Source organism: Collinsella aerofaciens ATCC 25986 (genome assembly GCF_964259375.1).
Lineage (GTDB): Bacteria > Actinomycetota > Coriobacteriia > Coriobacteriales > Coriobacteriaceae > Collinsella > Collinsella aerofaciens_BO.
On the sequence record NZ_CAXVJM010000015.1, the window covers coordinates 1 to 24,880 of the forward strand.

Below are 24,880 nucleotides of genomic sequence, written 5' to 3' on the forward strand. Positions count from 1 at the left end.
GGAGCTATTTCCGCGTTGCGATAGCTGCGGAAACGCGGGGTCCGTTCAGGCTGTTGCGTTGAGATTGAAAATCAACCGCGTCGTGTGCCGTCGTTTAATAAATAATTATCTGTGTTGATAAGAGTTTGTCATCCATCATTCGGCGAACGGCAAGACAAAGCCGCCGAGGCTTATATCCCCGACGGCATTACCCGGCGCTATCGACAAACCAAATGGATCTTACTCGCATCGAAGTGCATGCGCAGCGTCTCGCCTGCTTGCGGCAGCTCGTCGTCAGGCACGCCCACCTTGTTGACCTTCCACTGCAGACGTGTGGGCGCATCGACGCGCGGCACGTCCAGCAGCACCAGCCGCTCAAAGCGCGAATCGCTCACACGGGCCACGTGCAAATCATAGCTGTTGCGGCCCCGCTCCGCGCGATTGTCAACATGGAAGTAGCTTGCGCGAATGCCCAGGTACGCCACATCATCGGGAACCTCGCGACCCACGTTAAAGGTCATGCCCCAGTCGAGGGCCTCAACTTCTTCGTCGCCGATCTTGCGCGCCCGGCTTGTGTTCTTGCAGCCCGTCAGGCGCAGTGCCGCCAGCGTCTGCGGACGACGGACCACGTCCTCGATGGAGCCAATCTCCTCAACATGCCCGTCGTGCATCACGCAGATGCGCTGACACAGGCGGCACGCTTCGTCGATGTCGTGGCTCACATAGAGCACGGTACGGTTGCAGACGTCGAACAGGTCGAGCATGTTTTGCTCAAGCGCGCTCTTGAGATACGCATCGAGTGCGCTCATGGGCTCGTCGAACATAAAAATGCCCGGGTGCGCCGCCACCATACGGGCAAGCGCCACGCGTTGCTGCTGCCCGCCCGAGAGTCGCGCGGGGTAGCGATCGACAAAATCGGCCAGACCGAAAATGCCCAGATAGCGCTCGGCGAGCTTTTTGCGCGCGGCGGCGTCGCCAGCATCCTTTACACCGGCGCATACGTTATCGGCCACCGTCATGTTGGGAAACAGCTGATAGTTTTGGAACAACAGGGCGCATTTTCGCTCCTGGGGTGACAGGTTGATGCCAGCCGCCGAGTCAAAAAAGGTCACGCCGTTGACGACGATCTTGCCCTCGTCGGGCGTCTCCACGCCGGCAATGCAGCGCAGTGTGCAGCTCTTGCCACATCCGGAGGCACCGAGCAAGGCCACGCGCTCCTCGCCGGCCTCAAGCTGCATGTCGAGCACAAACCCGGGATAACGTTTCTTAATATCCAGAACGAGCGACATGGCCTATCGACCTCCCTGTAATGCGGCATCATCGCGCATGAGCTCGGCCAGTGCCTCGCGATCGATACGCAAGGCATCACCGCCCGCCGGGTCGAGCGAATCGCCCTGTCCGGCGAGATCTTTGGCCTGCTTACGCTCCGCACGGGAAAGGCCCCGCTCGCGGTACTTTTGCGAATGCGCCGTGTACATATTGATGAACAGAATGACCAGGAAACTGAACGCGATTACGACAACGACCCAAAAGAGGGCCACCGACGTATTGCCGCCCATCCACTCAAAATAGATGGCGATGGGAATGGTCTGCGTAATGCCGGCGTAGTTGCCCGCAAAAAACAGGGTGCAGCCAAACTCGCCCATCGCACGGGCAAAGGCGAGCACCGTGCCAGCGGCAATCGAGGGCCAGCCGAGCGGCATCATAAGCCTGGTAAAGATGCGGCGCTCGGACCATCCCAGGGTTCGCGCCGCATCGAGCATCTGCGTGTCGAGGCTCTCGAAGGCTCCGAGCGCCGTGCGGTAGACGAGCGGGAACGACACCACCACGGCAGAGATCACCGCCGCCGGCCAGGTAAAGACAACCGAGATACCGTGCGCGATGAGCCACTGGCCCACCCCGGTCGAGCGGCCAAACAGCATAAGGAGCAGAAAGCCGCAGACCGTGGGCGGCAGCACCATAGGAATCGTAAAGACCGAATCGAGCAGGCCCTTGATGCGACTCGTCGTACCCATGGTCTTCCATGCGGCAAACAGGCCCAGCGCAAAGGAGATCAGCAGGGCAAGGCCGCTCGTTTTAATGGACACCCAAAGCGGGCGATAGTCGATGTCGCCCAAAAAGGAGGCCAGAGAGGTCAAGGGCCCCTGCTCATCCCGCAACACGACGGACGATGCTTCTACCATTTGAGCGCTATCAAGCCAACGCGCGCCGCCCTTGGCATCACCCGAGGCTGATGCAATCACCACATAGCGGTCCCCATCCGCACCGCGCTCGTCAAAGCCATAGGTATACCCGCCGGCATCAAACGTTGTTTCCGCCGTGACATACCAAGGAAGATCCACGTCCCCTAGCTGCGCACCTCCCATGCAGTTTGCGCTGTCGAGCTCACTGACGAGGGCCTTGAGACCCGATACGCACTCGTTATCCTGCGGATCAAATCCATACTTCTCGACCGCCTTGGGCGATATCCACACCACAACGCGATCGGCAGCAGGTGCCACTACAAGGTCCACGTCCTCGTCAACGGGAAACCGGTAGCCCTCAGGCTGGCCCTCCATGGCACGAGCGGTCCCCCTGGCCAACCGCTCAAAACCCTCGATCCCATAGGAAAGCCCATGAGCGGTCGCAGCAACCTGGGCCCCGTCCTCAGTGTCCCCAGCAAACGCAAATCCTGGCACCCAGCAAAGCGCGAAGGTCAAAGCACAGGCGACAAGCATGCGGAATCTATTAAGCACGAAAAGCTCCAAGCGAATACAAGGACGGAGTGAAACATAAAACGATGGAATTATCGCGCCAAGCCGCTCTACGCGGAAAGCTCAAAGCCGTACTTGGCCCAAATCTTCTGGGCTTTCTTGTTGGTCAGGCAGAAGTCGATGAACGCCTTGGCCTCGTCGGCGTGCTCGGAGCTCTCGGCAACGGCACCCGGATACACGATGGGCTTGTGCGAATCCTCGGGGCACACAAAGGCCTCCTCGATGCCGTCGTAGCGGAAGATATCGGAGCTGTAGACAAAACCGGCCACGCAGTCGCCCGTAGAGACGTAGGCGGCAGCGGTGCCGACCTTATCGGCCAGGGCCACCTTGTCGGCGAGTTCGGGCGCATACTCGCCGTCGTCACCCTCGGTGCCGGTGTAGAGGCCCACGGAGGCCAGGGCCTGGTTGGCGTACTTGCCGGCGGGGACGGTCTTGGCGTCGCCAATGGCGATCTTGCCGTCCAGATTCGCGACGTCGGCGATGGCCTCGACCTTGGTGTCGGAGCCCTCGGCGCGAATGATCACGAGGTCGTTGACGAACATGTCCTCACGCGTATCGACGTCGACGAGCTCGGCGGCTTCGGCGTCGTCCATGGTGCCCTTGGAGGCTGTGATGAGCACGTCGACAGCGGCACCGGCGCGCATCTGCTCGACAAGGTCGCCGGAGGCCTTAAACTGCGTGTCTGCAAACGTGGTGCCGGTCTGCTCTGTGTAGAGCTCCTGAACCTCGGGCAGAGCCTTCTCGAGCGAGTTGGCGGCAAAGACCTGCAGCTCGACAGCCTTCTTGGAAGATGCCTTAGCAGAACCGGCATCGGATCCGGCCGGCTCGGACGTCTTGCTGCCCGAGCAGCCAGCAAGACCAAGGCCGGCAGCGGCGACAGCAGAAAGCGAGACGAATCCGCGACGAGAAACCATATCGAACATATTCAACCCTTTCGGACCTTGTGCCCGGGTACCCCACCGCGGGCTTTAATCTGCAATCAGATTATACTTTTGCGCGAATAATGTTAGTGAGAAATTATTCTCGCCAGAGAATATAGTTTCGAGTTACCGTACACCTCGGCGTCGATTCGGCGGAAAACAAAAGCGGAGCGACCGATAAGGTCGCCCCACCGCAGGTAAATAGCTTAGTTGGTATGTCCGCCGCCCGCTGTCATCTGAGCCGCGTGCTCCAGCTGGTCCGCTATGGCCTCCCAGCTTTCGCGGGCGGCCTTCGTGGAACCGGGAAAGTTTACGACAAGTGTATGACCTCGTTGCATGCAAATAGCACGCGAGAGCATAGCGCGGCGCGTCTTGGTCATCGAGTACGCACGAATTGCCTCTGCAATACCCGGCACATCGCGGTCGCAGACGGCACGCGTCGCCTCGGGCGTCACATCGCGCATCGAAAGCCCCGTGCCGCCGCAGGTGAGCACGACATTGGCGTGGCACTCATCGGCGGCTTCCACAATGGCATCACCAATCTCGCTGACGTCATCGCGCACGACCACATGTGAGGCGACCGTCCAGCCCTGCGCCTCGATAAGTTCCTCGAGTGCAGCTCCAGCCTCGTCCTGGGCAAGATCGCGCGTATCCGAGCACGTCACAATCGAAATCTTCAGCTCCATAGCATTCCTCCTACAACACCGTTCCCTCGGGCAGGTCGACACGCACGACATCCACGACGTCGCCTGCCTTGAGCTCACACGGCCCTTCGTCAATACGCAGCAGACAGTTGGCACGCTGCATCGTGCCGAGCAGCGCCGAATTCTGCGTCTTGGCCTCGGTCACCAGCAGCTCATCGGTCTCGGGGTCGCGCAAAACCGTGGCGCGATCGAAGAAGCGTCGGTCCTGGCGCTTTTTCACACCGTGGGTAAGAACCGCTCGCTGCACGGGGCGCGCCCCCTCGGCAAAACCACGCATCTTGCGAATCGCCGGGCGCGCGAGCATCTCAAAGCCCACATACGCCGCGGCCGGATTGCCTGAAAGCCCCAGGTAGGGCTTACCCCCGAGCAAGCCAAACGTGATGGCCTTGCCCGGACGCATCGAAATGCGGTCAAACAGCACCTCGCCCTCGCGCCGGACGAGCGCCGTCACGTAGTCGTAATCGCCCGCCGAGGCGCCACCGCTCGTAATGACAAAATCGCACTCCTGCACGGCGCGATGCACCAGTTCGGCAATCGCCTGCTCATCGTCGGGCGCAATGCCAAAGAACACCGGCTCGGCTCCTGCATCGAGCGCCTCGGCCATCAACGCCGAGGAGTTGGAGTCGCGAATCTGCCCGCGCGCCGGCACGTTACTCGGTGCGACCAGTTCCGTGCCCAGCGAGATGATGCCCACACGCGGGGCAGCGTGCACCTTCACGCTCGCGTATCCGGCGCTTGCCAGCAGACCCGCGCCCGCCGGAGCCACGACCTCGCCGGCGCGCATCACAGCATCGCCGGCATGGGCCTCCTCGGCGGCAGAGCGAACGTTCTCCCCTACCTTGGCCGGCGCCGAGAAGCGAACGTGCGAGCCCTCGTTGCCATCGCCGTCAAGCACGTCGACGATCTCGTATTTCACTACGGCGTCAGCACCCTCGGGCACCGGCGCGCCCGTCATGATGCGGACGGTCTCGCCCGTGCCGACCACGCCCTCAAAGACATGGCCCGCTGCCTCGTGTCCGATAACGTCGAGCGTCACCGGCGTCTCACCAGACGCCTGCGCCAAGTCCGCCGAGCGCACGGCATATCCGTCCATAGCGCTGTTGGCAAACGGCGAGATGTCGATATCGGCCACCGCGTCCTCGGCCAAGGGAAGACCGGCGGCCTGCCACACGGGAATCTCGACGAGATCGGTCGGAGCAACGTGCGACAGAACGATCGACTGCGCGTCCTCCAGCGGAATGAGTTTCTCTGCCATATGCACCTCTTTAATGCCACGGCGCACAACAGGGACGCCGATTCTTTATGCTTGTCTCAGTATAATCCCCCGACGCGCGACCGCGATTTGGCCTGTACCCGCAAATACACCTGTCGGCCGCAAGCCGCGAAACAGAATGGAAAGCAACCCACCGGCTCGTCGCGCTTGCCACGTTTTATAATGCTTGCGTTGCAACCTAAAAGAGGAATATATGGCTCATAACAACAAACCCGAAAGCGCAAACGAAGCGCAGGATCATTCCCAGCCGCTCGACGATGGCGGCTTTTTCTCCCTTAGCGACGTCATCATGGCCGGCAGGCGTCAACTCACCCGCTCCGAGCAGCTCTTGGCCGCCGACACACGCCGCAACGCCCGCAACCTGTTTGCAAGCGCCAAACTGCTCGCGCTCGTCGTCATCGTCTCGCTCGCCATGGGTGTTGCCGCTTGGGCATTTTTGGCCTCGCTGAATATCGCGACCGATTATCGCGAGCACCACGTGTGGATTTACGCGTTGCTTCCCGTTGTGGGCGTTGCCACCGCATGGGTGTACAAAAACCACGGCCTTGCCGCCAAACGAGGTAACAACCTGGTCATCGACTCCGCCCTGGGCACACGCCTTATCCATATGCGCATGGCCGTCCTCACCTTCGTCTGCTCCACACTCACGCACCTAACAGGCGGATCGGCCGGCCGCGAAGGCGCCGCGGTGCAGATTGGCGGCACCATCGCCAGCAACATCTCGAGCCTCGCCCACCTCAAAAAGCATGACCACCACGACCTCATGCTCGCCGGCATCTCGTCGGCCTTTGGCGCCGTATTCGGTTCACCCCTCGCCGGAGCCTTCTTTGGCATGGAGATGTGCTTTATCGGCAAGATCGACTACACCGCGGGCATCTACTGCCTGGTCGCCTCGTTTACCGGCTACTTTACATCACTTGCCCTGGGTACCGAGTACGAAGCGAATGTCATCGCCAGCGTTCCCGCTATGACGCCCACAACGGTCGTCATCGTTGTTATCAGCGCCATCATCTTCGGTCTGACGGCACGCCTCTTTGCCTGGTCGGTTCGAACCGTCAAGAGCCTGTACGGTCGTTTTATCACCAACTATATTGCTCGCGCACTCGTGGGCGCGCTCGTAGTGCTCGCGGCCTACGCGATGCTCGACGCCTGGAAGTATGCCGGCCTTGCCACCTGGCTCTCGGGTGCCGGGTTCGCCGGTAACACGACCCTTGCCGACGCAGCCATCAAGCTCGTGGTGACGGCGCTCACCCTGGGCGCCGGCTTCCAAGGAGGCGAGGTCACGCCCCTGTTTGGTATCGGTGCGGCGCTCGGCGGCTGGATCGGTTGCCTCGTCGGAATCGACCCCAGCTTTCTGGCAGCGCTGGGTATGCTCGGCGTGTTCTGCGCCGGCCTCAACGTGCCCATCACCACCTGCATGATGGCCATCGATCTGTTCCACGGCACGGCCGCCGGGTTCTTTGTCATCGTGGCCTTTATCAGCTATCTCGTCGGCGGCCACCGCGGCGTGTACCCCGCCCAGCGCATTATCTCACCCAAGCGTCGTTCGCTTATTGTGGATGAGGGCGGTACGGTAGCGGATGCTATCGAGCGCCACAACGGCCTGATAGAGTAGACGTAAGTATTCGCCGTGCAGCCACAATCGGGGGCAATTCGACCTGAGCGCGACCGCACCGTCACGTCATACGCCGGGAGTCGCCCCATGCACGTAACTGATTTTGGTCGCACGCTCATCATCGCCAACCCCGCCGCCCAGTCGGGTGCGGCGCGCGAGGTCGCTGAGCGCCTGCAGCGCTTTTTGGACATGACCGCGCGCGCATCCCAGTTTGACTTGGTGCTGACCGAACGCGCGGGGCATGCCAAGGAGCTTGCCGCACAGGCCCAGGGCTACCGCACGGTTATCGCGCTCGGCGGCGACGGCGTGATCCACGAGGTCGTCAATGGCTTGATGGCGCAAGAAGAGGCGGTTCGACCGGCGCTTGCCGTCCTGCCCGTAGGCTCCGGCAATGATTTTGCCCAAACACTCGGCATCGACGATTTCTCCGGCAAGGATTTTGGCGCGCTGCTCACCTGCGAGCTGCAGCATCAGGACATCGGGCGTATTCGCTCGTGGAGCCCTGCAAGCGGCAGCGGCGAGGCTGCCGCTGAGTACTACGACCAGACGCTTTCGGTCGGCATCGATGCCGCCATCGGCCTTGGCACCACCGAGCTGCGCAAAAAGACGGGCCTCGCCGGCGCTCCGCTCTACACCCTATCGGGACTTGAGCAGTTTGGCCTGCGCTACCGCAACTATCCCATGACGGTCAGCTTTGACGGTGCGCCCGCAGAGCGCGTGCGGGCGATTATTATGGCCATCCAGCTGGGGCCCACGTACGGCTCGGGCTATCGCATCTGCCCCGAAGCCGACCCCTGCGACGGCATGCTCGACGTCTGCTACGCCTGCGGCCCCGTCCCCCGTGCGGTCGCCCTGCCTATGTTTCTTTCGGCCAAGGACGGCCATCATACCAAGCTGCCGCCGGTTCGCATGCGTCGTTGCCGTCATGCCGAGCTCACGTTCGAGGAGCCCGACTACCCCATCCAGGCCGACGGCGAGCCCATCGTCGCCTCGCGCATCGAGGTCGACGTCCTCGGCGGAGCCCTCCACGTCTGGCGCCCCACCCGCTAACCCCACCTAAGTTGCGGTGAAATGGGGACTGTTTATGCAGCTAAAGCCGTAAAACAGTCCCTATTTCACCGCAACTTATGAGGAGATCATTCGTCTCTGCCCGGTTTGCGACGGTTGGCCTTTTTAATGGCGTTGAAGTGCTTATCATTGAGCCTGCGCTGGCGAGAGCGCTGGGGCACCTTGGTCTTTACGCGTCGACGCGGCGGACGGCTACGACGCTCAAGCTCTGCCCGCAGCTTACGCAGACAGCAGCTACGGTTCTGAAACTGGCTGCGGCTCTCGCGCGCCGTCACGGTAATTCCCGAAGGGATATGCTTCATGCGCACCGCGGAGTCCGTCGTGTTGACGCCTTGTCCGCCCGGACCCGTCGCGCGAAACACCTGCACCTCGCAATCGCGCGCCAACTCTTCGGCCGACATCTCGGCAAAGCGCGCATACTCGCGCCATCCCATCTTGTTCTCATCCATATCAACACTTCCCCTCATACAAAAAATGTGACAAAGGGACAGTCCCTTTGTCACATCGCATACCAATCGCTTGTGTTGCGCGCCTAGGCGAAGGCGATCTCACCGTTCTCGCAGTCCATTTCGGCGATACGGGCCAGGCTCTCAACGCGGAAGCCGCGCTCGCGGAGCTTATCGCCACCGCCCTGGAAGCCCTTCTCCACCGCAATGCCAATACCGGACACCTCGGCACCCGCAGCCTCGCAGATCTTGATAAGACCCTCGAGCGCACAACCGTTGGCCAGGAAGTCGTCGATAATCAGGACCTTATCGCCCTCGGACAGGAAGCGCTTGCCAACGATAACCGGGTACTCCTTCTGCTTGGTAAAGGAGTAGATGGTCGTGGCATACTGCTCGCCGTCGAGGTTGATGGACTGGGCCTTCTTGGCAAAGACCACCGGCACGCCGCCAAAATGCTGAGCTGCGATGCAGGCCATACCAATGCCCGAAGCCTCGATCGTCAGGATCTTGTTGATCTCGACACCCTCGAACAGACGGGCCCACTCGGCACCCATGTGGTCGAACAGCTCAACGTCGCACTGGTGGTTGAGGAAGGCATCAACCTTAAGGACGTTACCGGCCTTTACGATGCCGTCATGGCGAATACGATCCTCAAGCTCCTGCATGGCGCAACCCCTTCTCGCGGCAACGATACCGCGCGATTAATAAACGTTGTTCGATAGTCTACCACGGACCGACCCCCGCCCGCCCCACAAGCCGCATCGCACCATAAAGCTGCAAGACCAGTAGATAAGCCCGATTCTTGGCAAGCCTGCCACCACAAGCTAATGGCGGGCGCGCATCCTCACCAAACGCACCATGGCGAGCGCAAAGCCCACAGCGGCCACAGCCATGAGCACGTAGAACACCGAGCGAAAGCCAAACAGGAACACATCCGGACGGCCTGCAACAAAACTGGTCACGGCCTCGCCCATCGCCACACTCATCTGCCCATACAGGATATTCGACGCCACCGTAATGCCGAGTGCCATGCCGGCGTAGCGCGCCAAACTGCCCAAGCTGCCTGCAAAACCAAGTGCCTCGCGCGGGGCTGAACCCATATACAGCGAGTTGTTGGGGCTCTGGAAAATCGACGTACCGCACGACATAAATGCGACGCAGCACACGATCACAGGGATAGAAGAGCGCTCGTCGAGCGTGCTCACCGCGAAGAGGCCGCACACGTACACGCCCAGACCAACCGCCGTAGGACCCTCGCAGCCAACACGGTCCGAAACCGTTCCCGAAAGCGGGCCGATAAAAGCATTCACCATCGGCAGCGCCAAAAAGAGCAGTCCGGAAATGTCAGAACCAAAGCCGTGGGCGTCCTGAAAATAGAACGGAAGAATAAACTCGGATGCGCCAATACCAACGAACACGATGAGCATGCAGGCAAGGTTGATGGTGAAGGCCGAATTTGCAAAGCAGCGACGCGCGGCCTCCGCCAACGACATGGGGCGCTCGCCAGCCTCCGGCTTAACATGCGGCAGCGTGTAGAGCCCCACGATAAACGAGATGACGCCAATGGGTAGGTTGATGAGGAAGATGCTCTCCCAGGGAAAGCTTGCCACCAGCATGCCGCCCAGCACGGGGCCACACATCATGCCGAGGGCCACGAAGGTCGCGAGGATACCCATGGCACGACCGCGCTCGCGCGCCGGAAACGACTCGGTGATGATTCCCATGTTGTTGGCCATGGCCGCCGCGCAACCAATACCCTGCACAATGCGTGCCAGAATAAGAACTTCGAGCGAGGCCGAAAGGCCGCACAACAGCGAACCGACCGTAAAGACGATGACGCCCAGCTGGAACACGCCGACCTTGCCGCGCACGTCGCCCAGACGGCCAAACGGCAACATAGCCACGCACGTCGCAAGCAGATACACCGAACTCACCAGCTGAATGCGGTCGAGGCCCACGCCCAGCTCCTTTTGCATCACGGGCAGCGCCACGGTCACGACGGTCGAATCCAGACACACCATAAACGTCATGATGAGCACGGTAAACAGAATCGCCCATTTGTTCTTGCCATGGGTGTCGCCCTCTAGAGCAATGTGCTCGCGGCGCAGCTGCTCTGCAGTTTTCTCCATATCCATCCTTTCGAGTGGCCCAACGCAAAAAAACGGGGCCCCAATCGCCTGCAAACAGTCGCGATTGAGGTCCCGCCTACGGAATCGGAACGAAAGGTCGCCGAAGCTTTCTGCCAGCATCGGCTCCTTGTGCGAACGCTAGCCTAGCACTGCTCGAGCGCCTGCTCAAGGTCGGCAATCAGATCGGCCGTGTCCTCGAGGCCGCACGACAGGCGTACCATGTCGGCGGAGATGCCACAGGCGATGAGCTCCTCATCGTTCATCTGGCGATGCGTGGCGTTAGCAGGATGCAGGCAGCAAGTGCGGGCGTCGGCCACGTGTGTAGCGATCTGGGCGAGCTTGAGGCTCTTCATAAAGGTCTCGGCCGCCGCGCGACCACCGTTAAAGCCAAAGCTCACGACGCCGCAGGTACCGTTGGGCATGTACTTCTGAGCCAGGTCATAGTACTTGTCGCCCTCCAGGCCCGGATAGCTCACGAAGCGTACCTTGGGATGGCTCTGCAGGAACTTGGCGACCGCCAGACCATTCTCACAATGGCGCGGCATGCGCACGTGCAGGCTCTCGAGCGAGCTGTTCAGGAAGAATGCCGCCTGCGGGTTCTGCATGGGGCCGAGGTCGCGCATAAGCTGCGCAGTGGCCTTGGTAATAAAGGCGCCCTCGCGACCGAACTTCTCGGCATAGGTCACGCCGTGGTAGCTCTCGTCAGGCGTGGTGAGACCCGGGAACTTGTCCGCATGGGCCATCCAGTCAAACTGGCCGTGATCGACGATCACGCCACCCAGGTAGGCCGCATGGCCATCCATGTACTTAGTGGTGGAGTGCGTAACGATATCGGCGCCCCACTCAAAGGGACGGCACATCACGGGCGTCGGGAAGGTGTTGTCGACCATCAGCGGTACGCCGTGGTCGTGCGCGGCCTTGGCAAAGCGCTCGATATCGAGTACGGCAAGGGCGGGGTTTGCGATCGTCTCGCCAAAGACGAGCTTGGTGTTGGGCTCAAAGGCCGCCTCGAGCTCCTCATCGGTGCAGTCGGGGGCAACGAAGGTGCAGGTCAGCCCCATACGGCCCATGGTGTGGGCGAGCAAGTTGTACGTACCGCCGTAGATGGCAGAGCTTGCGACCACGTGATCGCCGGCACCGGCAACGTTAAAGATCGCGAGGAAGTTCGCAGCCATGCCCGAGCTCGTGAGCATCGCGGCAGTGCCGCCCTCCATCTCGCAGATCTTGGCGGCAACCAAATCGCACGTGGGGTTCTGCAGACGGCTGTAGAAATAGCCCGACTCCTCCAGGTCAAACAGCTTGCCCATGTGCTCGGACGTGTCGTACTTCCACGTGGTGGACTGGTAGATGGGCACCTGGCGCGGCTCTGCATCTCCCGGGCGATAGCCGCCCTGAACACATGTGGTACCGATGGTCTGCTCGCTCATATCTTGCTCCCTTGCCTGGGTTACGTTTTATTCGGTTCACGATACCGCTACCCCGCACCCCTCTCAACCCATCACCAAGGTGGGTTATTGGACAAATTGATCAGAGTATTTATCTCAAGCCTTAGGCATTTGCTCGATAGATAAAAATGAGGCATACATGAAGCTCTCGATGATTACATGCCCCGTCACGGGTACCATAGGCGGGTACACCGTGACCAAGGAGACAACGATGAAGCAAATCGATACGGCCCAGCTCGACATCACCGCCTGTCAGGCTCAAGCTGCCGAATACCACGCCCGTGGCTTTAACTGCGCGCAGGCCGTCGCCTGCACGCTCGCGCCTGCCGTCGGACTCGACCCCCAGGTCGCCTTTACCCTCACCGAGGGCTTTGGCGCCGGCATGGGCGGCATGACCGAAACCTGCGGCGCCATCTCGGGCGCCGTGGCCATCATGGGGTTTGTAATGAGCGACGGCATGGAAAACCCCAAGACTAAGGGCCAGACCTACAAGCTGTCGCGCGAAATCGCCAAGCGTTTTGGCGAGAAGAACACGACAACCGTCTGTGGCACGCTCAAGGGCATCGGATCGGACAAGGGTCCGCTCCGCAGCTGCCCCGGCTGCATCGACGATGCCGTCGAAATCGCCTGTGATGTGCTAAAGCGGCTCGCAGAGTAAACGGCAGCAACATAAAACGACGGCCGGCTCGCTTGGGATCCATCCAATAGTACGCCAGCCGTCGCCGTTAGAACTCGGCAAATGCGGAAGCGCCGACCTCAATCTCCTCGCGCCCCGCCATAAGCTCGCGCATCTTGGCGCAAAACGACTCCTGCTCCCCTGCCTTAAACACCAAGTGAAGTGTCACGGTATCCGCGTAATCGGTATCCGAAACCTTGGCACCCGAATCCTGGGCCAAGCGAAGCACCTGCTCATACTGCGGATAGGCCACATGCACGTCAACCGGCACGACACTCGTCATCTCGACGATCTGCCCGGACTCCTGAGCCGAGGCCACCGCCGCCTGCGTCGCCGCGGTATAGGCGCGCACCAAGCCACCAGGACCCAACAGCGTGCCACCAAAATAGCGCGTCACCACGCAGCAAACATTTTTGAGCCCCGCACCGCGCAGCACCTCGAGCGTCGGCATACCACTCGTGCGGCTCGGCTCACCATCATCGCTCTGGCGCTCGCGCCCATCGACCAAAATCCACGCGGGAACATTGTGTCGAGCGTCGTAATGACGCTTGCAAACCATCTCGATAAAGGCATTCGCCTCATCCTCGGACTCAATATGGACCAGCTGGGCAATAAACCGGCTCTTGCGGTCCACAAACTCGCCCGAAGCCTCAATATTCGATTGCAGAGTAAAATAGCTGTCCAACAAAGCCCCTCAACAAAATAAAGCGCGGCAACAAACAGCCTCAATAATACGGCAAAGGCCGTACCGATAACCCCAGTAAATAGAACGGCAACGCCGATGATTCCGTAAACGAAAGCGAGACGGCGTCAGCTGAGTCGATTTGGCCCGAAAGAGGAGGGAGCACGCCTTATGGCGGCGACCGACGAATGAGCGCCAAATCGGCCAGCTGACGTCGTCGCAGCGTCAAGAAAGTGCTGAGTGGGCCGATAAGCCGGGTTCTGTCGTGAACGGTCATTTATCTTGTCTGCACGTTACCGTGCAGCTCCACGCACGCTACCCGAACGCGGACCGGGCCGGCCCATAGCGTTCCTATTCGCGCTTGCTCCGGATGGGGCTTGCCAAGCCGCCGTGTTGCCACGACGCTGGTGGTCTCTTACACCACCGTTTCAGCTTTTCCCTTTACGCCTTGCGGCGCAGGTGGGAGTCTTCTTTTCTGCGGCGCTTTCCGTCGGATCACTCCGCCCGGCCGTTAGCCGGCATCCCGCCCTCTGGAGCCCGGACTTTCCTCACGCGTACTGTAAGCAGCACATCGCGCGACCGTCTGGCCCACTCAGCAGTGCAAGAGTGTAGCACACCGTTGCCGCAGGCAATGGCACAACACAAGCGTTCGACACGATAAACCAAGAACCACGCTATGCAGTACAATAGTGTCGTCGATGGGCAACGTCGTCAGTCGAGACGCGACCGCGCTCCGCACCCCTCCGTCTACTCGGTGCGTTCCCGCCTCCTCCCCGAGGCGGGATGTCGGCATTTTTCATGCACCAACAACCTAATAGCCCGTGAACAGCCTAGGCGGCATTGCACACGGGCAGCATCGCGCATCTCGGCAGGAAATGCAAAAAGGGACCCGTCCATTGCGGACGGATCCCTTAAAACAAGTGATCGTCAAACCGATTTACTCGGCGTCGGTCTCCTCGTCCTTCTTCTCGGAAGGCAGCGGGGTAACCTCAATCTCGACGCCCAGAGTCTCAGCAGCAGACTTCATGGACAGGGAGATACGACGACGGTCGAGGTCGATCTCCATGACCTTGACCTGAACCTTGTCGCCCACGTGGGTGACCTGAGAAGGCTGATCGACGTGCTTGTTGGCCATCTCGGAGATGTGCACCAGGCCCTCGATGCCCTCGCCCAGGTCGACGAAAGCGCCGAACGGGACAAGCTTGGTCACAGTACCCTCGACGATAGCGCCGACGGGGTACTTCTTGACCAGTGCGCGCCACGGATCCTCGGTGGTCTGCTTGAGACCCAGGGAGATGCGCTCACGGTTGAGATCGACGTCGAGAACCTCGACCTCGACCTCCTGGCCGACCTTGACAACCTCGGAAGGATGGTTGACGTGGTTCCAGGAGAGCTCGGAGATGTGGATGAGGCCGTCGATACCGCCGAGGTCGACGAAGGCGCCGAAGTCGACGATGGAGGAAACGGTGCCCTGGAGACGCATGCCAGACTTGAGCTTGGACAGGATCTCGGAGCGCTCGGCCTTACGGGACTCCTCAAGCACGACACGACGGGAGAGGACAACGTTGTTGCGGTTGCGGTCCATCTCGATGACGCGGGCCTCGATGCGGGTGCCCATGTAGGAGGTGAGGTCCTTGACGCGACGGAGGTCGACGAGGGAAGCGGGCAGGAAGCCACGCAGGCCGATGTCGAGGATCAGGCCGCCCTTGACAACCTCGATAACCTCGCCCTCGACGTTCTCGCCGGAGTTGAACTTCTCCTCGATGCGGTTCCAAGCACGCTCGTACTCGGCACGCTTCTTGGACAGGACCAGACGACCGTCCTTGTCCTCCTTCTGGAGAACCAGGGCCTCGATGGGATCACCGAGTGCAACGATGTCTGCAGGGTTAGCGTCCTTGCGGATGGACAGCTCGCGGACCGGGATAACGCCCTCGGACTTGAATCCGATGTCAACGAGCACCTCGTCATGCTCGATCTTAACGACAGTGCCGTTAACGAGATCGCCCTCATCAAAGTCGGTAATCGTACCGTCGATGAGGTTGTTCATCTCCTCCTCATTGACATCGTCAAGAGAGAAAATGGACGAGTTCTGAATCTCACTCAAAGGTGGACCCCTTTCGAACTACGGGGCCCCGATTGCTAGGACCTACAGAAGGGTGCGACAAGCACACAACGTTTAGGAACACTCGGGAGCCGACAGATACTAATGTGACGCTTATGCAATCACGTTCGTATAGGTTACGGGGAAATGAGTTCGATTTCAAGCGTGAACTGCGTTTTTTTACTCGTGTGGAGACTTTTTCGTAATCTTATGGACAGCTGTCTCCACAACTTGACGATAAGCAGTTTGCCCATACGCCTTTGGGGTAAAGTATCCCAGACATACGATTCTGAAATGATTTTTCGAGAAAGGTGCCCGCGTGCTCAAAGCAGTCGTTTTCGATATGGACGAAACGCTTCTTAGCATCAACCTCAACGCGTTCATCCTTCGGTATTTTAAGGATGTCTCGTCGATGCTCGCGGACATCGGGCGACGCAGCCGCGGTGGCACGATGGCACGCCTCGGAACCATCCTGGTCGACCTCAACGCCAATCGCCGCAGCGGCACGGACAATCGCACCAATCTTGAGTTCTACCAAGAAGAGGTTGAGCGCCGGTGCGGCATCTGCCTCTCGGACCCACTCATCTACGAGGCGTTTACCTACTACGACCGCGAAGTTCTACCGCACAAGAACGACGATGTCATCAACGCCCACGCCATGCCCGGCGCACACGCCGCGCTCCAGGCCGTACAGGATGCAGGACTACGTTGCGCGCTCTTTACCAATCCCAGCTTTCCGCAAGGGGCCATCGAGTGCCGCATGGGTTGGGGCGACCTGGCCGACGTCCCCTTCGAGCTCGTGACGCACATGGGAAACACCACCCGCTGCAAGCCCGATGCAACCTACTATCTCGAGCAGCTTCAGGTGATGGGGCTCGAGCCGCACGAGGTCCTCATGGTGGGCAACGATCCCAAGCGCGACTTCCCCAGCCCCGCCTGCGGCATTCAGACTGCCTATGTAGGCCAGGGCAAGCCCAGCCGAGCCACCTGGCGCGGAACCATGGAAGACTTCGCCCGCGACTTTAACGCCGTAGTAGAAGCCTTCTACGAACACCAAGTAGCCGACGAACTGTCATAGGACCCCTCGCTCCAAACAAAATGGCGCCGCAGGTTGAGCACAAGTCAGCGAAAATGCCCCTAAGCGAGCAATGTGCCTTGAAAGAGGAGGGCATAGGCCTTCTGGCCATGCCCGACGATTGAAAGGCAGATTGCCGCTTAGGGGCGTTTGCAGCGTCGACTGGTTACGCGGTTTGGTAAAACCGCGCAACTAGCACACCTGCGTTTTGCCGATCATGATGTTGAGGATCTCGACGTCGGTATCTTTCATGCCCACGCGGCCTACGTAGCCCATGCTGGCAATCGTCTGCTCGACGGTATCCTGGATCAGGCCCTCGCCGGCACGGAAGCCGCGGCCCTGCATGGCCATATCGTGGCCCAGAATCGCCGCATCAACGGCAGCCGAGATCTTGGCGGCACAGCTCGCCTTGGCGCCGTCGCACACGATGCCGCCCACGTTGCCAAGCGTATTCGAGACCGTCGCGCCAATCTGCTCGCGCGTGCCACCGCACAGCCAGGTAATCGCAGCGCCGGCACCGCACGCGGCGCAAATAGCACCGCAAAACGCCGAGAGCGCACCAATATAGCTCTTGATATGCACGGCGATAAGATCGGACAGCATCACGGCGCGCACCAGGCGCTCGTGGTCGCAGCGCAGGTACTCGGCATACTCCATGACGGGCAATGCGCAGGTAATGCCTTGATTGCCCGAGCCGCACACAATGGCGACCGGCAGCGCGCAGCCGTTCATGCGGGCGTCGGACCCGGCGGCCGCACGGGCACGGGCACGGCAGGCGACGTCATCGGCACGAGCACCCAGCAGCGTACGACCCACCTCGGCGCCCCAAGCGTGCGCAAGGCCCTCGGCACTGATCGCGCCATTCAGCTCAATCTGACGCTCAACGGCAGCGCGGGCGTCCTCAATGTCGCCGTCCTCGATAAAGTCAATGATGGACTCAATCGACATGGGCGTGTCGGCCTTATCCGCCGCTCGCTCGGCCACCACGCGCTCGGCGCAGGCGGCACACTCCCCCGCCGACTTGCCGCATACCGGAATACCGTCGAGCGTATGGCACGTGACGTTGGTGTGGTGGTCGGTAATCTCGACGACCGCGGTATGGCCCCCGGCCGTCGCAGTCACCTTGATGTAGAGGTTGGGCACACCCTCGACAAGCGATACATCGCAGTAGTCGGCGTCGGCGAGGAGCTCGGCCACACGTGCACGGTCTTCATCGTTAACGCTCTCAAGCACCTCGAGCGCGCTCTTGGCGTCGCCGCCCACGGCACCCAGCACGGCCGCGGCTTCAATACCGTGCATACCGCCCGAGTTGGGCACGGTCACGCTCTTGACGTTCTTGATGATGTTGCCCGAGCAGGCAACGTCCATGTGATCGGGTTCACAGGCGAGCGTCTGGCTCGCCAGCGCCGCTGCATAGGCAACGGCAATGGGCTCGGTGCAACCGAGTGCACAGACAAGCTCGCGGTTCAAAACATCGCAAAACGCGGCATCACGAAGGGAATCGGTAGGCATAGGTATCTCCTACTTGTATAACGGACTGGGCTCTCAATAATAGTTAGCTCCTTTATTTGATAACAATGCATCAAAAACCGCAACCATGGTTCCGGCGGACGGCGCTCGAGCACAAATTGGCGGCATCATTCATGAGAAGCCGATCTTGTTGCATGCTAAAGCGTTTGACCAAAAAACGCCCGAGCGTTTACACAAAAGTCGCGCTATCATGCAGTCGAACGCGGTAAAACCTTTAGCAATTCCGCCGCACGGACCAGAGAGGAACCACTCATGAAGATCGGTATCGGTAACGACCACGCCGCCGTCGAGCTCAAGAACATCATCTCCGAGCACCTAAAGGAGCGCGGCTGCGAGGTCGTGAACTTTGGCACCGACACCTCCGAGAGCTTTGACTACCCCATCGCCGGCTACAAGGTTGGTAAGGCCGTTGCCAACGGCGACGTCGACCTGGGCATCCTAATCTGCGGCACCGGCGTCGGTATCAGCCTGGCTGCCAACAAGGTCGAGGGCGTACGCGCCGTCGTGTGCTCCGAGCCCTTCAGCGCCAAGCTCTCCCGCATGCACAACAATACCAACGTGCTCGCCTTTGGTGCCCGTGTCGTGGGCTCCGAGCTTGCCAAGATGATCGTCGACGAGTGGCTCGACGCCGAGTTTGAGGGCGGCCGCCACGAGCGTCGCGTCAATCTCCTCAACGAGATCGACCAGACCCGCGGACTCAAGGTCGTCGACGAGGCCTAAACTACTCAGTACCACAAGCTAACAGCAGGGGCCCGCTCGGAACACATGTCCGAGCGGGCCCCTTCATAGATTTTGGAATAAAACGGGCGCCGCGGATGGAATTCCGCGGCGCCAAAGCCACACGCTAACAGCTTTAAGGAGTCAAAGCTGGTTTAGCCAAAGAAGCGCTTGATCTCGATCTCGGCGTTCTCCAGGCAGTCGGAGCCGTGAATCACGTTGGCGTTGACATCGACAGCGAAGTCGCCGCGGATGGTGCCGGGGGCAGCATCAAGCGGGTTGGTAGCACCCATAAGGGTGCGCATCTTGGAAACAGCGGAGAGACCAGAAACGACCATCTTGACGACCGGACCGCTCGTCATAAAGTCGCAGAGACCGCCAAAGAAGGGCTTGTCGGCCAGATGGGCGTAGTGTTCCTCGACGGTAGCGCGCTCGAGCGTGGTCATCTCCATGCGCTCGATGACAAGGCCGCTGCGCTCAATGCGAGCAACAATCTCGCCGATCTTGCGATCGCGCACGGCGTCGGGCTTAATCATGATGAAGGTCTTCTCGATAGCCATAAGGTAGCCTTTCAAGTAGGTTCGCGCGTGCCCAAGTCCCATTCCGGCACCCGCCTGGACTGCATCGTAACAGAGTTTTAGCTGCAGTTAAACAAAAAGCTGTTTATTGAAACGCTGCAATTTATTGAAGCGTTCCATATGTGTCACTTCTGTTTCGAAGCCCGATTAGAGTACCATCCGGCCGCCCATCAACCGCACCGAACAGAGCAGGCGGTCGGTTGCCGCCCGCGAACGTATCCCCTTCACAACCTGCCCAAAGGTCCTACAGAAGTTCTCGACAAGCCCCTCCCCCATAGCAACAAAATACGGGCGCCTACATCAGCAGGCGCCCGTAAAGCGAAAACGATTTATCAATAAATGGACAATACGTCTTCAGCCAAACCTCTACTTTGCCCCGTGACCCATCTCGACGACCTTGGTTAGCGATCCAAACACGCCTTCGTCGGCCACGAACTGTGCCTCGGCACGCTGCAGCTGCACGGCAACGGCGGCAGGAGCGGTGCCGCCCTCGGTCGTGCGCGCGGCGACAATCGACGGGATGTCGAGCGCCTCGGTAATGTCGCGCTCAAAGAGCGAGCTTGCCTCCTGGAACACCTCAAACGGCAGGTCCTCAAGATTGCAGCCGCGCTTCTCGCACATCAGGACCAGATGGCCCACCACGGCATGTGCCTCGCGGAACGGCAGGCCACGCTTGGCCAGGTAATCGGCAACATCGGTAGCGGCAAGGTGCCCCACGCCGCACTCGCGCGCCATGGCATCCTCGTTGACGGTCCAAGTCGAAATCATACCGGCCATAACGGACAGGCACTGCATGAGCGTGTGAGCGGTATCGAGCGCGCCCTCCTTGTCCTCCTGCAAGTCCTTGTTATAAGCAAGCGGCAGGCCCTTCATGGTCACGAGCAGCTGCACCAGGTTGCCATAGACTCGGCCACTCTTGCCGCGGATAAGCTCGGCAAAGTCGGGGTTCTTCTTCTGCGGCATGATGGACGAGCCGGTGGAGTAGGAGTCGGAAAGCGTGATAAAGCCAAATTCGGAGCTCGACCACAGCACGATCTCCTCGGAAAGACGCGACAGGTGCATCGCCATGACAGAGCCGGCGTAATGCAGATCGAGCAGGAAATCACGGTCGGAAACCGCATCGAGCGAGTTGGGAATCACGCCCGCAAAACCAAGTTCGGCAGCCGTCATCTGGCGATCGAGCGGATAGCTCGTACCGGCAAGCGCGGCAGCACCTAGTGGACAGTTGTCGGCGGCATCAAAGGCGGCCTTCAGGCGCGTAAAGTCACGCGCGAACATCCAGGAATATGCCAGCAGATGATGCGACAGCAGCACGGGCTGAGCGTGCTGCATATGCGTGTAGCCCGGCAGAATCACCTTGTCGTACTTCTTGGCCGCATCCACCAGCACATAGCGCAGCTCAAGATTGGCCTCCATGAGCTCCTTGGCAAGCGCCTTGACGCCCAGGCGCGTATCGGTCGCCACCTGGTCGTTGCGCGAACGCCCGGTATGCAAGCGCTTACCGGCCTCACCGATGCGACGCGTCAGCTCGCTCTCGATGGACATATGGATGTCCTCGTCGTTGATATCGAAGGTAAAGTTGCCGGCATCGATATCCTGTTCGATTCCGGTCAGGCCCTCGGCGATCGCCTGCTCGTCCTCGGCACTGATGATGCCCTGGGCGGCCAGCATCTTGGCATGTGCCTTAGAGCCGGCGATATCCTGCTTATAGAGATGCTTGTCGACCGGCAACGACGCGCCAAACTCCTGCGTGACCTCGGCCACGCCCGCCTCAAAACGACCGCCCCAAAGAGCCATGGAACCGTCTCCTTTCTCCAAATACCAAAACAAGCGCCCAAAGCAATGCGCCATATCGCTAAAGCGATTTTTCAACCGCTAGTTTTGCATATTCCCCACCGTGCGCGAGGCCATATAGCTAATTTGCAAAGAAGTGACGCACCATGCACTTGGCGCCCAACGTCTCCCTCCGGATGTTGCCCTGCGAACCGTCAATCCAAGCCTTCAGGCTCATAGGAACGTCCTCGACCTTTGCAGCATCGAGCTCGGGCGCGAGGGCAAGTAAAGCATGCACGACAGCATTGAACATAATGGATACTCCTCATATATATAGGCGCAGAGCCGCCAAATTGATAGAAGGAGCCCCGCCGGACAACCCCGGCGGGGCTCGGACTCAGCCGCAGTCGCGGCGTCATATATGCGGGCGGAACGTAGGGGCCACCGATGTTAAGAAGTGTCAGCAAGCATAACGAAAGGTAGGGACCCCATGCGCCCGTTGTGTATCACGCGGATGGGCCGCGCGGATACCAAGGAAAGGAAGACTTAAGCCTGGGCAGCGGCAGAGCTGGGACCCTGGACCTTGGCCCACGTCTTGAGCGACAGCGTATCGATCTTGATAAAGCCGGCGCTGGCCTTCTCATCAAACGTGGTGTCGCGGTCGTAGGTAGCCAGACCGTAGTCGTAGAGGCTGAAGGGGCTCTTGCGGCCGACGACGTGGCAGTTGCCCTTGAAGAACTTCAGGCGGACGGTGCCGGTCACGAACTTCTGGGTGTCGGCCATAAAGGCGTCGAGCGCGTTCTTGAGCGGGCTGTACCACTGGCCGTTGTACACGGCGGTGGCCCAATCCTGCTCGAGCTTAATCTTAGTCTTGAGCAGGTCGCCCTCGACGCAAATGTCCTCGAGTGCCTTGTGGGCGGTGATGAGCGTCAGGGCGCCGGGAACCTCGTAGCACTCGCGGCTCTTGAGGCCCACCAGACGATCCTCGACCAGGTCGAGACGGCCAAAGCCGTTGTCGCCCGAAATCTTGTTGAGGGCGATGACGATCTCGGAGAGCTTCATCTTCTTGCCGTCGACGGCGACGGGCTTGCCCGCCTCAAACTCAATCTCGGTGTAAGTCGGGGTATCGGGCGTGTCCTCGGGATTCTTGGTCATAACCCAGGCGTCGTCGAGCGGCTCGTTCCAGGGATCCTCCAGGTGGCCGCACTCAATGGCACGACCCCACAGGTTGTCGTCAATGGAATAGGGGTTATCGTTGGCACCCTCGGGAACCGGCACGTTGTGGGCGTGGGCATAGGCGACCTCGTCGGGACGGCACTTCAGATCCCACTCGCGAACCGGGGCGATGACCTTAAGCTCGGGATCGAGGGCCTTGACGGCAGCCTCAAAACGAACCTGGTCGTTACCCTTGCCGGTGCAGCCGTGGGCGACGTAGGTCGCGCCAAACTCGTGGGCGACCTCGACAAGCTTCTTGGCAAGCAGCGGGCGAGACAGGGCGGAGAGCAGCGGGTACTTGTTCTCGTACATGGAGTTTGCGGCGATGGCCTTAGTCAGGAACTCATCGGAGAACTCGTCGCGCAGGTCGAGCACCTGGCAATCGAGAACGCCCAGGTCAAGCGCCTTCTGCTTCTTGGCGTCCAGGCCGGTCTCCTCCTGGCCCACGTTGCCGCAGACGCAAACGACATCGAGATTCTTCTCGTCCTGGAGCCACTTGACACATACAGATGTATCAAGACCACCGGAATATGCGAGAACGACTTTTTCCTTGCTCATGGCTGTTTCCTTTCGCCCTTGGTAGCTAGTTAGAACATCGGTCAGTTGCAAGTCATTTCAAGGTCATATACCGTGCAATATCAGGTTAAATAGCAAAAATCAGCACATACATGCCCTAGAAACATGCAGCAATGTCGTGCTAAAACCCAACGACCTCAAAATGACTCTGTTGAGGCAATTCGCCCCATGCGGACAGAGACGATTGTTATCGTCGTCGGGAAATTGCGCGCTGGCGTCGGATGGCATTGTCTGCAGTAGTGATGATCTTTACGAACTGCATCTGCCTCTCCTTTCACCTATCGCCGGGCGCAATTCAAATATCGTAAACGGTACCTTTTCCTCGGTAAGCGGCTCTTTTGCCGTCTCCGTTTTCGATGGTCGCTATATTACGCTAAAGTGCCCGCAGCACAAGCGACAAATTCAAATTTCTGAAAAGTTTTTTCATTACTTTGTGAAGCGTGGTGCAAATACGCTCCGTTCCTGCGACAATACGCTCGGTTACTGGTTGATGGTTATAACGTCTGAAACAATTTCGAAACGAAAGGCGCGCTTTTATGCAAACTTACGAATCGGACACCAATATCGGCAGCATTAAGATTCTCGCCGTTGATATGGACAAGACGCTGCTCACCGACGAGCGCGTGTTGCCGCAGGGTCTTGATGAGCGCCTGGACAAGCTCGCCGACGCCGGCATCGTGTTCTGCCCCGCCAGCGGACGTCCAGCCCCCAAGCTCGAGGAGATGTTCGAGAGCATCAAGAACCGCCTCGCCTTTTGTCCCGACAACGGAGCGTGCGTCATCTATCGCGGCAGTTATATCTATAAGAGCAACATCGATGTGGCGCTGTATCAGCAGGTCTTGAGCCGTGCCTCGGAGGATCCTCGCGCCGTTCCCGTCCTGTGCTGCTTCGACGAGTTCTACGTGCTTGCCCGCGACCATCAGTACCACGACGAGATCAGCGTCTACTACAACACAATCAACTACGTCGACAGCTTTGAGGGCATGGATTTCGAGTCCAACAAGATTTCGGTCTTCTTCCCCGGCTACGACGCCGAGCCCGCTTTCCGCGAGACCTATAGCCCCGAGTTCTCGGACAAGCTCTACGTCACCAACGCCGGGCGCGAGTGGATCGACTTTATGAACCTGGGTGTCGACAAGGGCGCCGGCGTCGCGCATCTGTGCGAGCAGCTCGGCATTGATATCGCCGATGCCGCCGCCGTGGGCGATACGTACAACGATATTCCCATGCTGGAGCGCGTCGGTCACAGCTTTATCGTGGACAATGCCGAGGAGCATATGAACGCGCATGCTAAGTGGCGCATTCCGAGTAACAACGACGGGGGCGTACTGACGCTCATCGACGCCATCTTGGCGGCTCGGTAGCCGTCCCATCGGGCCTGGCCGGGCGGCACGGGTTAACTTTTCGCTCGGTCAGGTCCTGCGCAAGACGAAAGCCACATTAAGTGGCTTTCTTTGCGTGCGGAATCTACGAAAAGTTAACCCGTGCCGCCCGGCTAGGCCCTAGGTTTACTTACCTGCCGCCAAGATGGCGTCTTGGCCTCTAGATACTAGGCTGATTTTTTGGAATGAAGGGGGCTCCTTGTTGGTAAGGAGCCCCTTCTGCTTTTGGTTACTTTGGGTATG

21 protein-coding genes, 1 other RNA gene and 1 pseudogene are annotated in these 24,880 nt (G+C 59.8%); 6 read left to right on the plus strand and 17 right to left on the minus strand.

Annotated features, from left to right (window positions below):
- Positions 1–197 precede the first annotated feature (197 nt).
- The 5 genes from ACEXKH_RS07355 to ACEXKH_RS07375 all read right to left on the minus strand — a co-directional run bounded on the left by ACEXKH_RS07355 (position 198) and on the right by ACEXKH_RS07375 (position 5,611).
- Positions 198–1,268 (minus strand): sulfate/molybdate ABC transporter ATP-binding protein, encoded by a 1,071-nt coding sequence (locus ACEXKH_RS07355; RefSeq protein WP_373573645.1) that lies wholly within the window; start codon positions 1,266–1,268, stop codon positions 198–200.
- A 3-nt stretch (positions 1,269–1,271) separates the two neighbouring features.
- Positions 1,272–2,537 carry a molybdate ABC transporter permease subunit gene (gene modB, locus ACEXKH_RS07360; protein ID WP_373573646.1) on the minus strand — a complete coding sequence of 422 codons (1,266 nt, stop codon included), beginning with the start codon at positions 2,535–2,537 and terminating at the stop codon, positions 1,272–1,274.
- Between the two features lie 245 nt (positions 2,538–2,782).
- Complete coding sequence (gene modA / locus ACEXKH_RS07365) at positions 2,783–3,655, minus strand: molybdate ABC transporter substrate-binding protein (protein WP_373573647.1); 873 nt, start codon at positions 3,653–3,655, stop codon at positions 2,783–2,785.
- Positions 3,656–3,858: 203 nt separating this feature from the next.
- Positions 3,859–4,338 (minus strand): MogA/MoaB family molybdenum cofactor biosynthesis protein, encoded by a 480-nt coding sequence (locus ACEXKH_RS07370; RefSeq protein ID WP_118080408.1) that lies wholly within the window; start codon positions 4,336–4,338, stop codon positions 3,859–3,861.
- A 10-nt stretch (positions 4,339–4,348) separates the two neighbouring features.
- Positions 4,349–5,611, minus strand: coding sequence for a molybdopterin molybdotransferase MoeA (locus ACEXKH_RS07375; RefSeq protein ID WP_373573648.1), 1,263 nt, complete (start codon positions 5,609–5,611; stop codon positions 4,349–4,351).
- Between the two features lie 211 nt (positions 5,612–5,822).
- Here ACEXKH_RS07375 and ACEXKH_RS07380 point away from each other — a divergent pair, with 211 nt between their 5' ends.
- Entirely contained in the window at positions 5,823–7,244 is a 1,422-nt protein-coding gene (locus ACEXKH_RS07380; RefSeq protein ID WP_373573649.1) for a chloride channel protein, read from the plus strand.
- A gap of 87 nt (positions 7,245–7,331) precedes the next feature.
- Positions 7,332–8,294: a diacylglycerol/lipid kinase family protein gene (locus tag ACEXKH_RS07385; protein WP_349089880.1), complete on the plus strand. Its 963-nt coding sequence runs from the start codon at positions 7,332–7,334 to the stop codon at positions 8,292–8,294.
- An 86-nt stretch (positions 8,295–8,380) separates the two neighbouring features.
- On the opposite strand, the pseudogene ACEXKH_RS07390 reads toward ACEXKH_RS07385, so the two are convergent.
- The 4 genes and pseudogenes from ACEXKH_RS07390 to ACEXKH_RS07405 all read right to left on the minus strand — a co-directional run.
- Positions 8,381–8,689: pseudogene (locus ACEXKH_RS07390) on the minus strand (peptide chain release factor family protein); the annotation flags it as partial.
- A 155-nt stretch (positions 8,690–8,844) separates the two neighbouring features.
- Entirely contained in the window at positions 8,845–9,423 is a 579-nt protein-coding gene (locus ACEXKH_RS07395; protein ID WP_373573650.1) for a xanthine phosphoribosyltransferase, read from the minus strand.
- A gap of 159 nt (positions 9,424–9,582) precedes the next feature.
- A complete protein-coding gene (locus tag ACEXKH_RS07400; protein WP_373573651.1) occupies positions 9,583–10,887 on the minus strand; it encodes an MFS transporter in 1,305 nt (434 codons plus the stop codon).
- Positions 10,888–11,030: 143 nt separating this feature from the next.
- A complete protein-coding gene (locus ACEXKH_RS07405) occupies positions 11,031–12,314 on the minus strand; it encodes an O-acetylhomoserine aminocarboxypropyltransferase/cysteine synthase family protein (RefSeq protein WP_117794724.1) in 1,284 nt (427 codons plus the stop codon).
- Positions 12,315–12,543: 229 nt separating this feature from the next.
- Here ACEXKH_RS07405 and ACEXKH_RS07410 point away from each other — a divergent pair, with 229 nt between their 5' ends.
- Complete coding sequence (locus tag ACEXKH_RS07410; RefSeq protein ID WP_349073708.1) at positions 12,544–12,990, plus strand: C-GCAxxG-C-C family protein; 447 nt, start codon at positions 12,544–12,546, stop codon at positions 12,988–12,990.
- Positions 12,991–13,057: 67 nt separating this feature from the next.
- Here ACEXKH_RS07410 and ACEXKH_RS07415 read toward each other — a convergent pair whose 3' ends face one another.
- The 3 genes from ACEXKH_RS07415 to rpsA form a co-directional block, all read right to left on the minus strand.
- A complete protein-coding gene (locus ACEXKH_RS07415) occupies positions 13,058–13,696 on the minus strand; it encodes a YigZ family protein (RefSeq protein WP_373573652.1) in 639 nt (212 codons plus the stop codon).
- 227 nt (positions 13,697–13,923) lie between these two features.
- Positions 13,924–14,285, minus strand: an RNA gene (rnpB, locus tag ACEXKH_RS07420) — RNase P RNA component class A.
- A 342-nt stretch (positions 14,286–14,627) separates the two neighbouring features.
- Positions 14,628–15,794 carry a 30S ribosomal protein S1 gene (rpsA, locus tag ACEXKH_RS07425; RefSeq protein ID WP_022095232.1) on the minus strand — a complete coding sequence of 389 codons (1,167 nt, stop codon included), beginning with the start codon at positions 15,792–15,794 and terminating at the stop codon, positions 14,628–14,630.
- Between the two features lie 316 nt (positions 15,795–16,110).
- On the opposite strand from rpsA, the gene ACEXKH_RS07430 reads away from it, so the two are divergent.
- On the plus strand, positions 16,111–16,869 hold the full coding sequence (locus ACEXKH_RS07430) for an HAD family hydrolase (RefSeq protein WP_373573653.1): 759 nt from the start codon (positions 16,111–16,113) through the stop codon (positions 16,867–16,869).
- A gap of 189 nt (positions 16,870–17,058) precedes the next feature.
- Here the strand turns inward: ACEXKH_RS07430 and ACEXKH_RS07435 are convergent, their stop codons facing one another.
- Positions 17,059–18,378, minus strand: coding sequence for an L-cysteine desulfidase family protein (locus tag ACEXKH_RS07435; RefSeq protein WP_373573654.1), 1,320 nt, complete (start codon positions 18,376–18,378; stop codon positions 17,059–17,061).
- A 270-nt stretch (positions 18,379–18,648) separates the two neighbouring features.
- Here ACEXKH_RS07435 and rpiB point away from each other — a divergent pair, with 270 nt between their 5' ends.
- Positions 18,649–19,116 carry a ribose 5-phosphate isomerase B gene (gene rpiB / locus ACEXKH_RS07440; protein WP_055251633.1) on the plus strand — a complete coding sequence of 156 codons (468 nt, stop codon included), beginning with the start codon at positions 18,649–18,651 and terminating at the stop codon, positions 19,114–19,116.
- 152 nt (positions 19,117–19,268) lie between these two features.
- On the opposite strand, the gene ndk is transcribed toward rpiB, so the two are convergent.
- From ndk to ACEXKH_RS07460, 4 genes are all read right to left on the minus strand, one after another.
- Complete coding sequence (ndk, locus tag ACEXKH_RS07445) at positions 19,269–19,673, minus strand: nucleoside-diphosphate kinase (RefSeq protein ID WP_055251725.1); 405 nt, start codon at positions 19,671–19,673, stop codon at positions 19,269–19,271.
- A 384-nt stretch (positions 19,674–20,057) separates the two neighbouring features.
- Positions 20,058–21,488, minus strand: coding sequence for an argininosuccinate lyase (gene argH / locus ACEXKH_RS07450; protein ID WP_373573655.1), 1,431 nt, complete (start codon positions 21,486–21,488; stop codon positions 20,058–20,060).
- A gap of 118 nt (positions 21,489–21,606) precedes the next feature.
- Positions 21,607–21,777 carry a hypothetical protein gene (locus ACEXKH_RS07455; protein ID WP_161115562.1) on the minus strand — a complete coding sequence of 57 codons (171 nt, stop codon included), beginning with the start codon at positions 21,775–21,777 and terminating at the stop codon, positions 21,607–21,609.
- A 233-nt stretch (positions 21,778–22,010) separates the two neighbouring features.
- The gene (locus tag ACEXKH_RS07460) at positions 22,011–23,237 is read right to left on the minus strand and encodes an argininosuccinate synthase (protein ID WP_373573656.1); all 1,227 of its coding nucleotides are present in this window, start codon (positions 23,235–23,237) and stop codon (positions 22,011–22,013) included.
- A 554-nt stretch (positions 23,238–23,791) separates the two neighbouring features.
- On the opposite strand from ACEXKH_RS07460, the gene ACEXKH_RS07465 reads away from it, so the two are divergent.
- Positions 23,792–24,619: a Cof-type HAD-IIB family hydrolase gene (locus tag ACEXKH_RS07465; RefSeq protein WP_373573657.1), complete on the plus strand. Its 828-nt coding sequence runs from the start codon at positions 23,792–23,794 to the stop codon at positions 24,617–24,619.
- The last annotated feature ends 261 nt before the right edge of the window (positions 24,620–24,880 follow it).

What these genes read in the sequence shown, in the direction of transcription:
- rpiB (WP_055251633.1), top strand. Translation starts at nt 18,649, where the DNA reads ATGAAGATCGGTATCGGTAACGACCACGCCGCCGTCGAGCTCAAGAAC.
- ACEXKH_RS07400 (WP_373573651.1), bottom strand. Translation starts at nt 10,887, where the DNA reads ATGGAGAAAACTGCAGAGCAGCTGCGCCGCGAGCACATTGCTCTAGAG.
- ACEXKH_RS07455 (WP_161115562.1), bottom strand. Translation starts at nt 21,777, where the DNA reads ATGTTCAATGCTGTCGTGCATGCTTTACTTGCCCTCGCGCCCGAGCTC.
- argH (WP_373573655.1), bottom strand. Translation starts at nt 21,488, where the DNA reads ATGGCTCTTTGGGGCGGTCGTTTTGAGGCGGGCGTGGCCGAGGTCACG.
- modA (WP_373573647.1), bottom strand. Translation starts at nt 3,655, where the DNA reads ATGTTCGATATGGTTTCTCGTCGCGGATTCGTCTCGCTTTCTGCTGTC.
- modB (WP_373573646.1), bottom strand. Translation starts at nt 2,537, where the DNA reads ATGGAGGGCCAGCCTGAGGGCTACCGGTTTCCCGTTGACGAGGACGTG.
- ACEXKH_RS07385 (WP_349089880.1), top strand. Translation starts at nt 7,332, where the DNA reads ATGCACGTAACTGATTTTGGTCGCACGCTCATCATCGCCAACCCCGCC.
- ACEXKH_RS07465 (WP_373573657.1), top strand. Translation starts at nt 23,792, where the DNA reads ATGCAAACTTACGAATCGGACACCAATATCGGCAGCATTAAGATTCTC.
- ACEXKH_RS07355 (WP_373573645.1), bottom strand. Translation starts at nt 1,268, where the DNA reads ATGTCGCTCGTTCTGGATATTAAGAAACGTTATCCCGGGTTTGTGCTC.
- ACEXKH_RS07460 (WP_373573656.1), bottom strand. Translation starts at nt 23,237, where the DNA reads ATGAGCAAGGAAAAAGTCGTTCTCGCATATTCCGGTGGTCTTGATACA.
- ACEXKH_RS07395 (WP_373573650.1), bottom strand. Translation starts at nt 9,423, where the DNA reads ATGCAGGAGCTTGAGGATCGTATTCGCCATGACGGCATCGTAAAGGCC.
- ACEXKH_RS07410 (WP_349073708.1), top strand. Translation starts at nt 12,544, where the DNA reads ATGAAGCAAATCGATACGGCCCAGCTCGACATCACCGCCTGTCAGGCT.
- ACEXKH_RS07375 (WP_373573648.1), bottom strand. Translation starts at nt 5,611, where the DNA reads ATGGCAGAGAAACTCATTCCGCTGGAGGACGCGCAGTCGATCGTTCTG.
- ACEXKH_RS07405 (WP_117794724.1), bottom strand. Translation starts at nt 12,314, where the DNA reads ATGAGCGAGCAGACCATCGGTACCACATGTGTTCAGGGCGGCTATCGC.
- ACEXKH_RS07435 (WP_373573654.1), bottom strand. Translation starts at nt 18,378, where the DNA reads ATGCCTACCGATTCCCTTCGTGATGCCGCGTTTTGCGATGTTTTGAAC.
- ACEXKH_RS07370 (WP_118080408.1), bottom strand. Translation starts at nt 4,338, where the DNA reads ATGGAGCTGAAGATTTCGATTGTGACGTGCTCGGATACGCGCGATCTT.
- ACEXKH_RS07380 (WP_373573649.1), top strand. Translation starts at nt 5,823, where the DNA reads ATGGCTCATAACAACAAACCCGAAAGCGCAAACGAAGCGCAGGATCAT.
- ndk (WP_055251725.1), bottom strand. Translation starts at nt 19,673, where the DNA reads ATGGCTATCGAGAAGACCTTCATCATGATTAAGCCCGACGCCGTGCGC.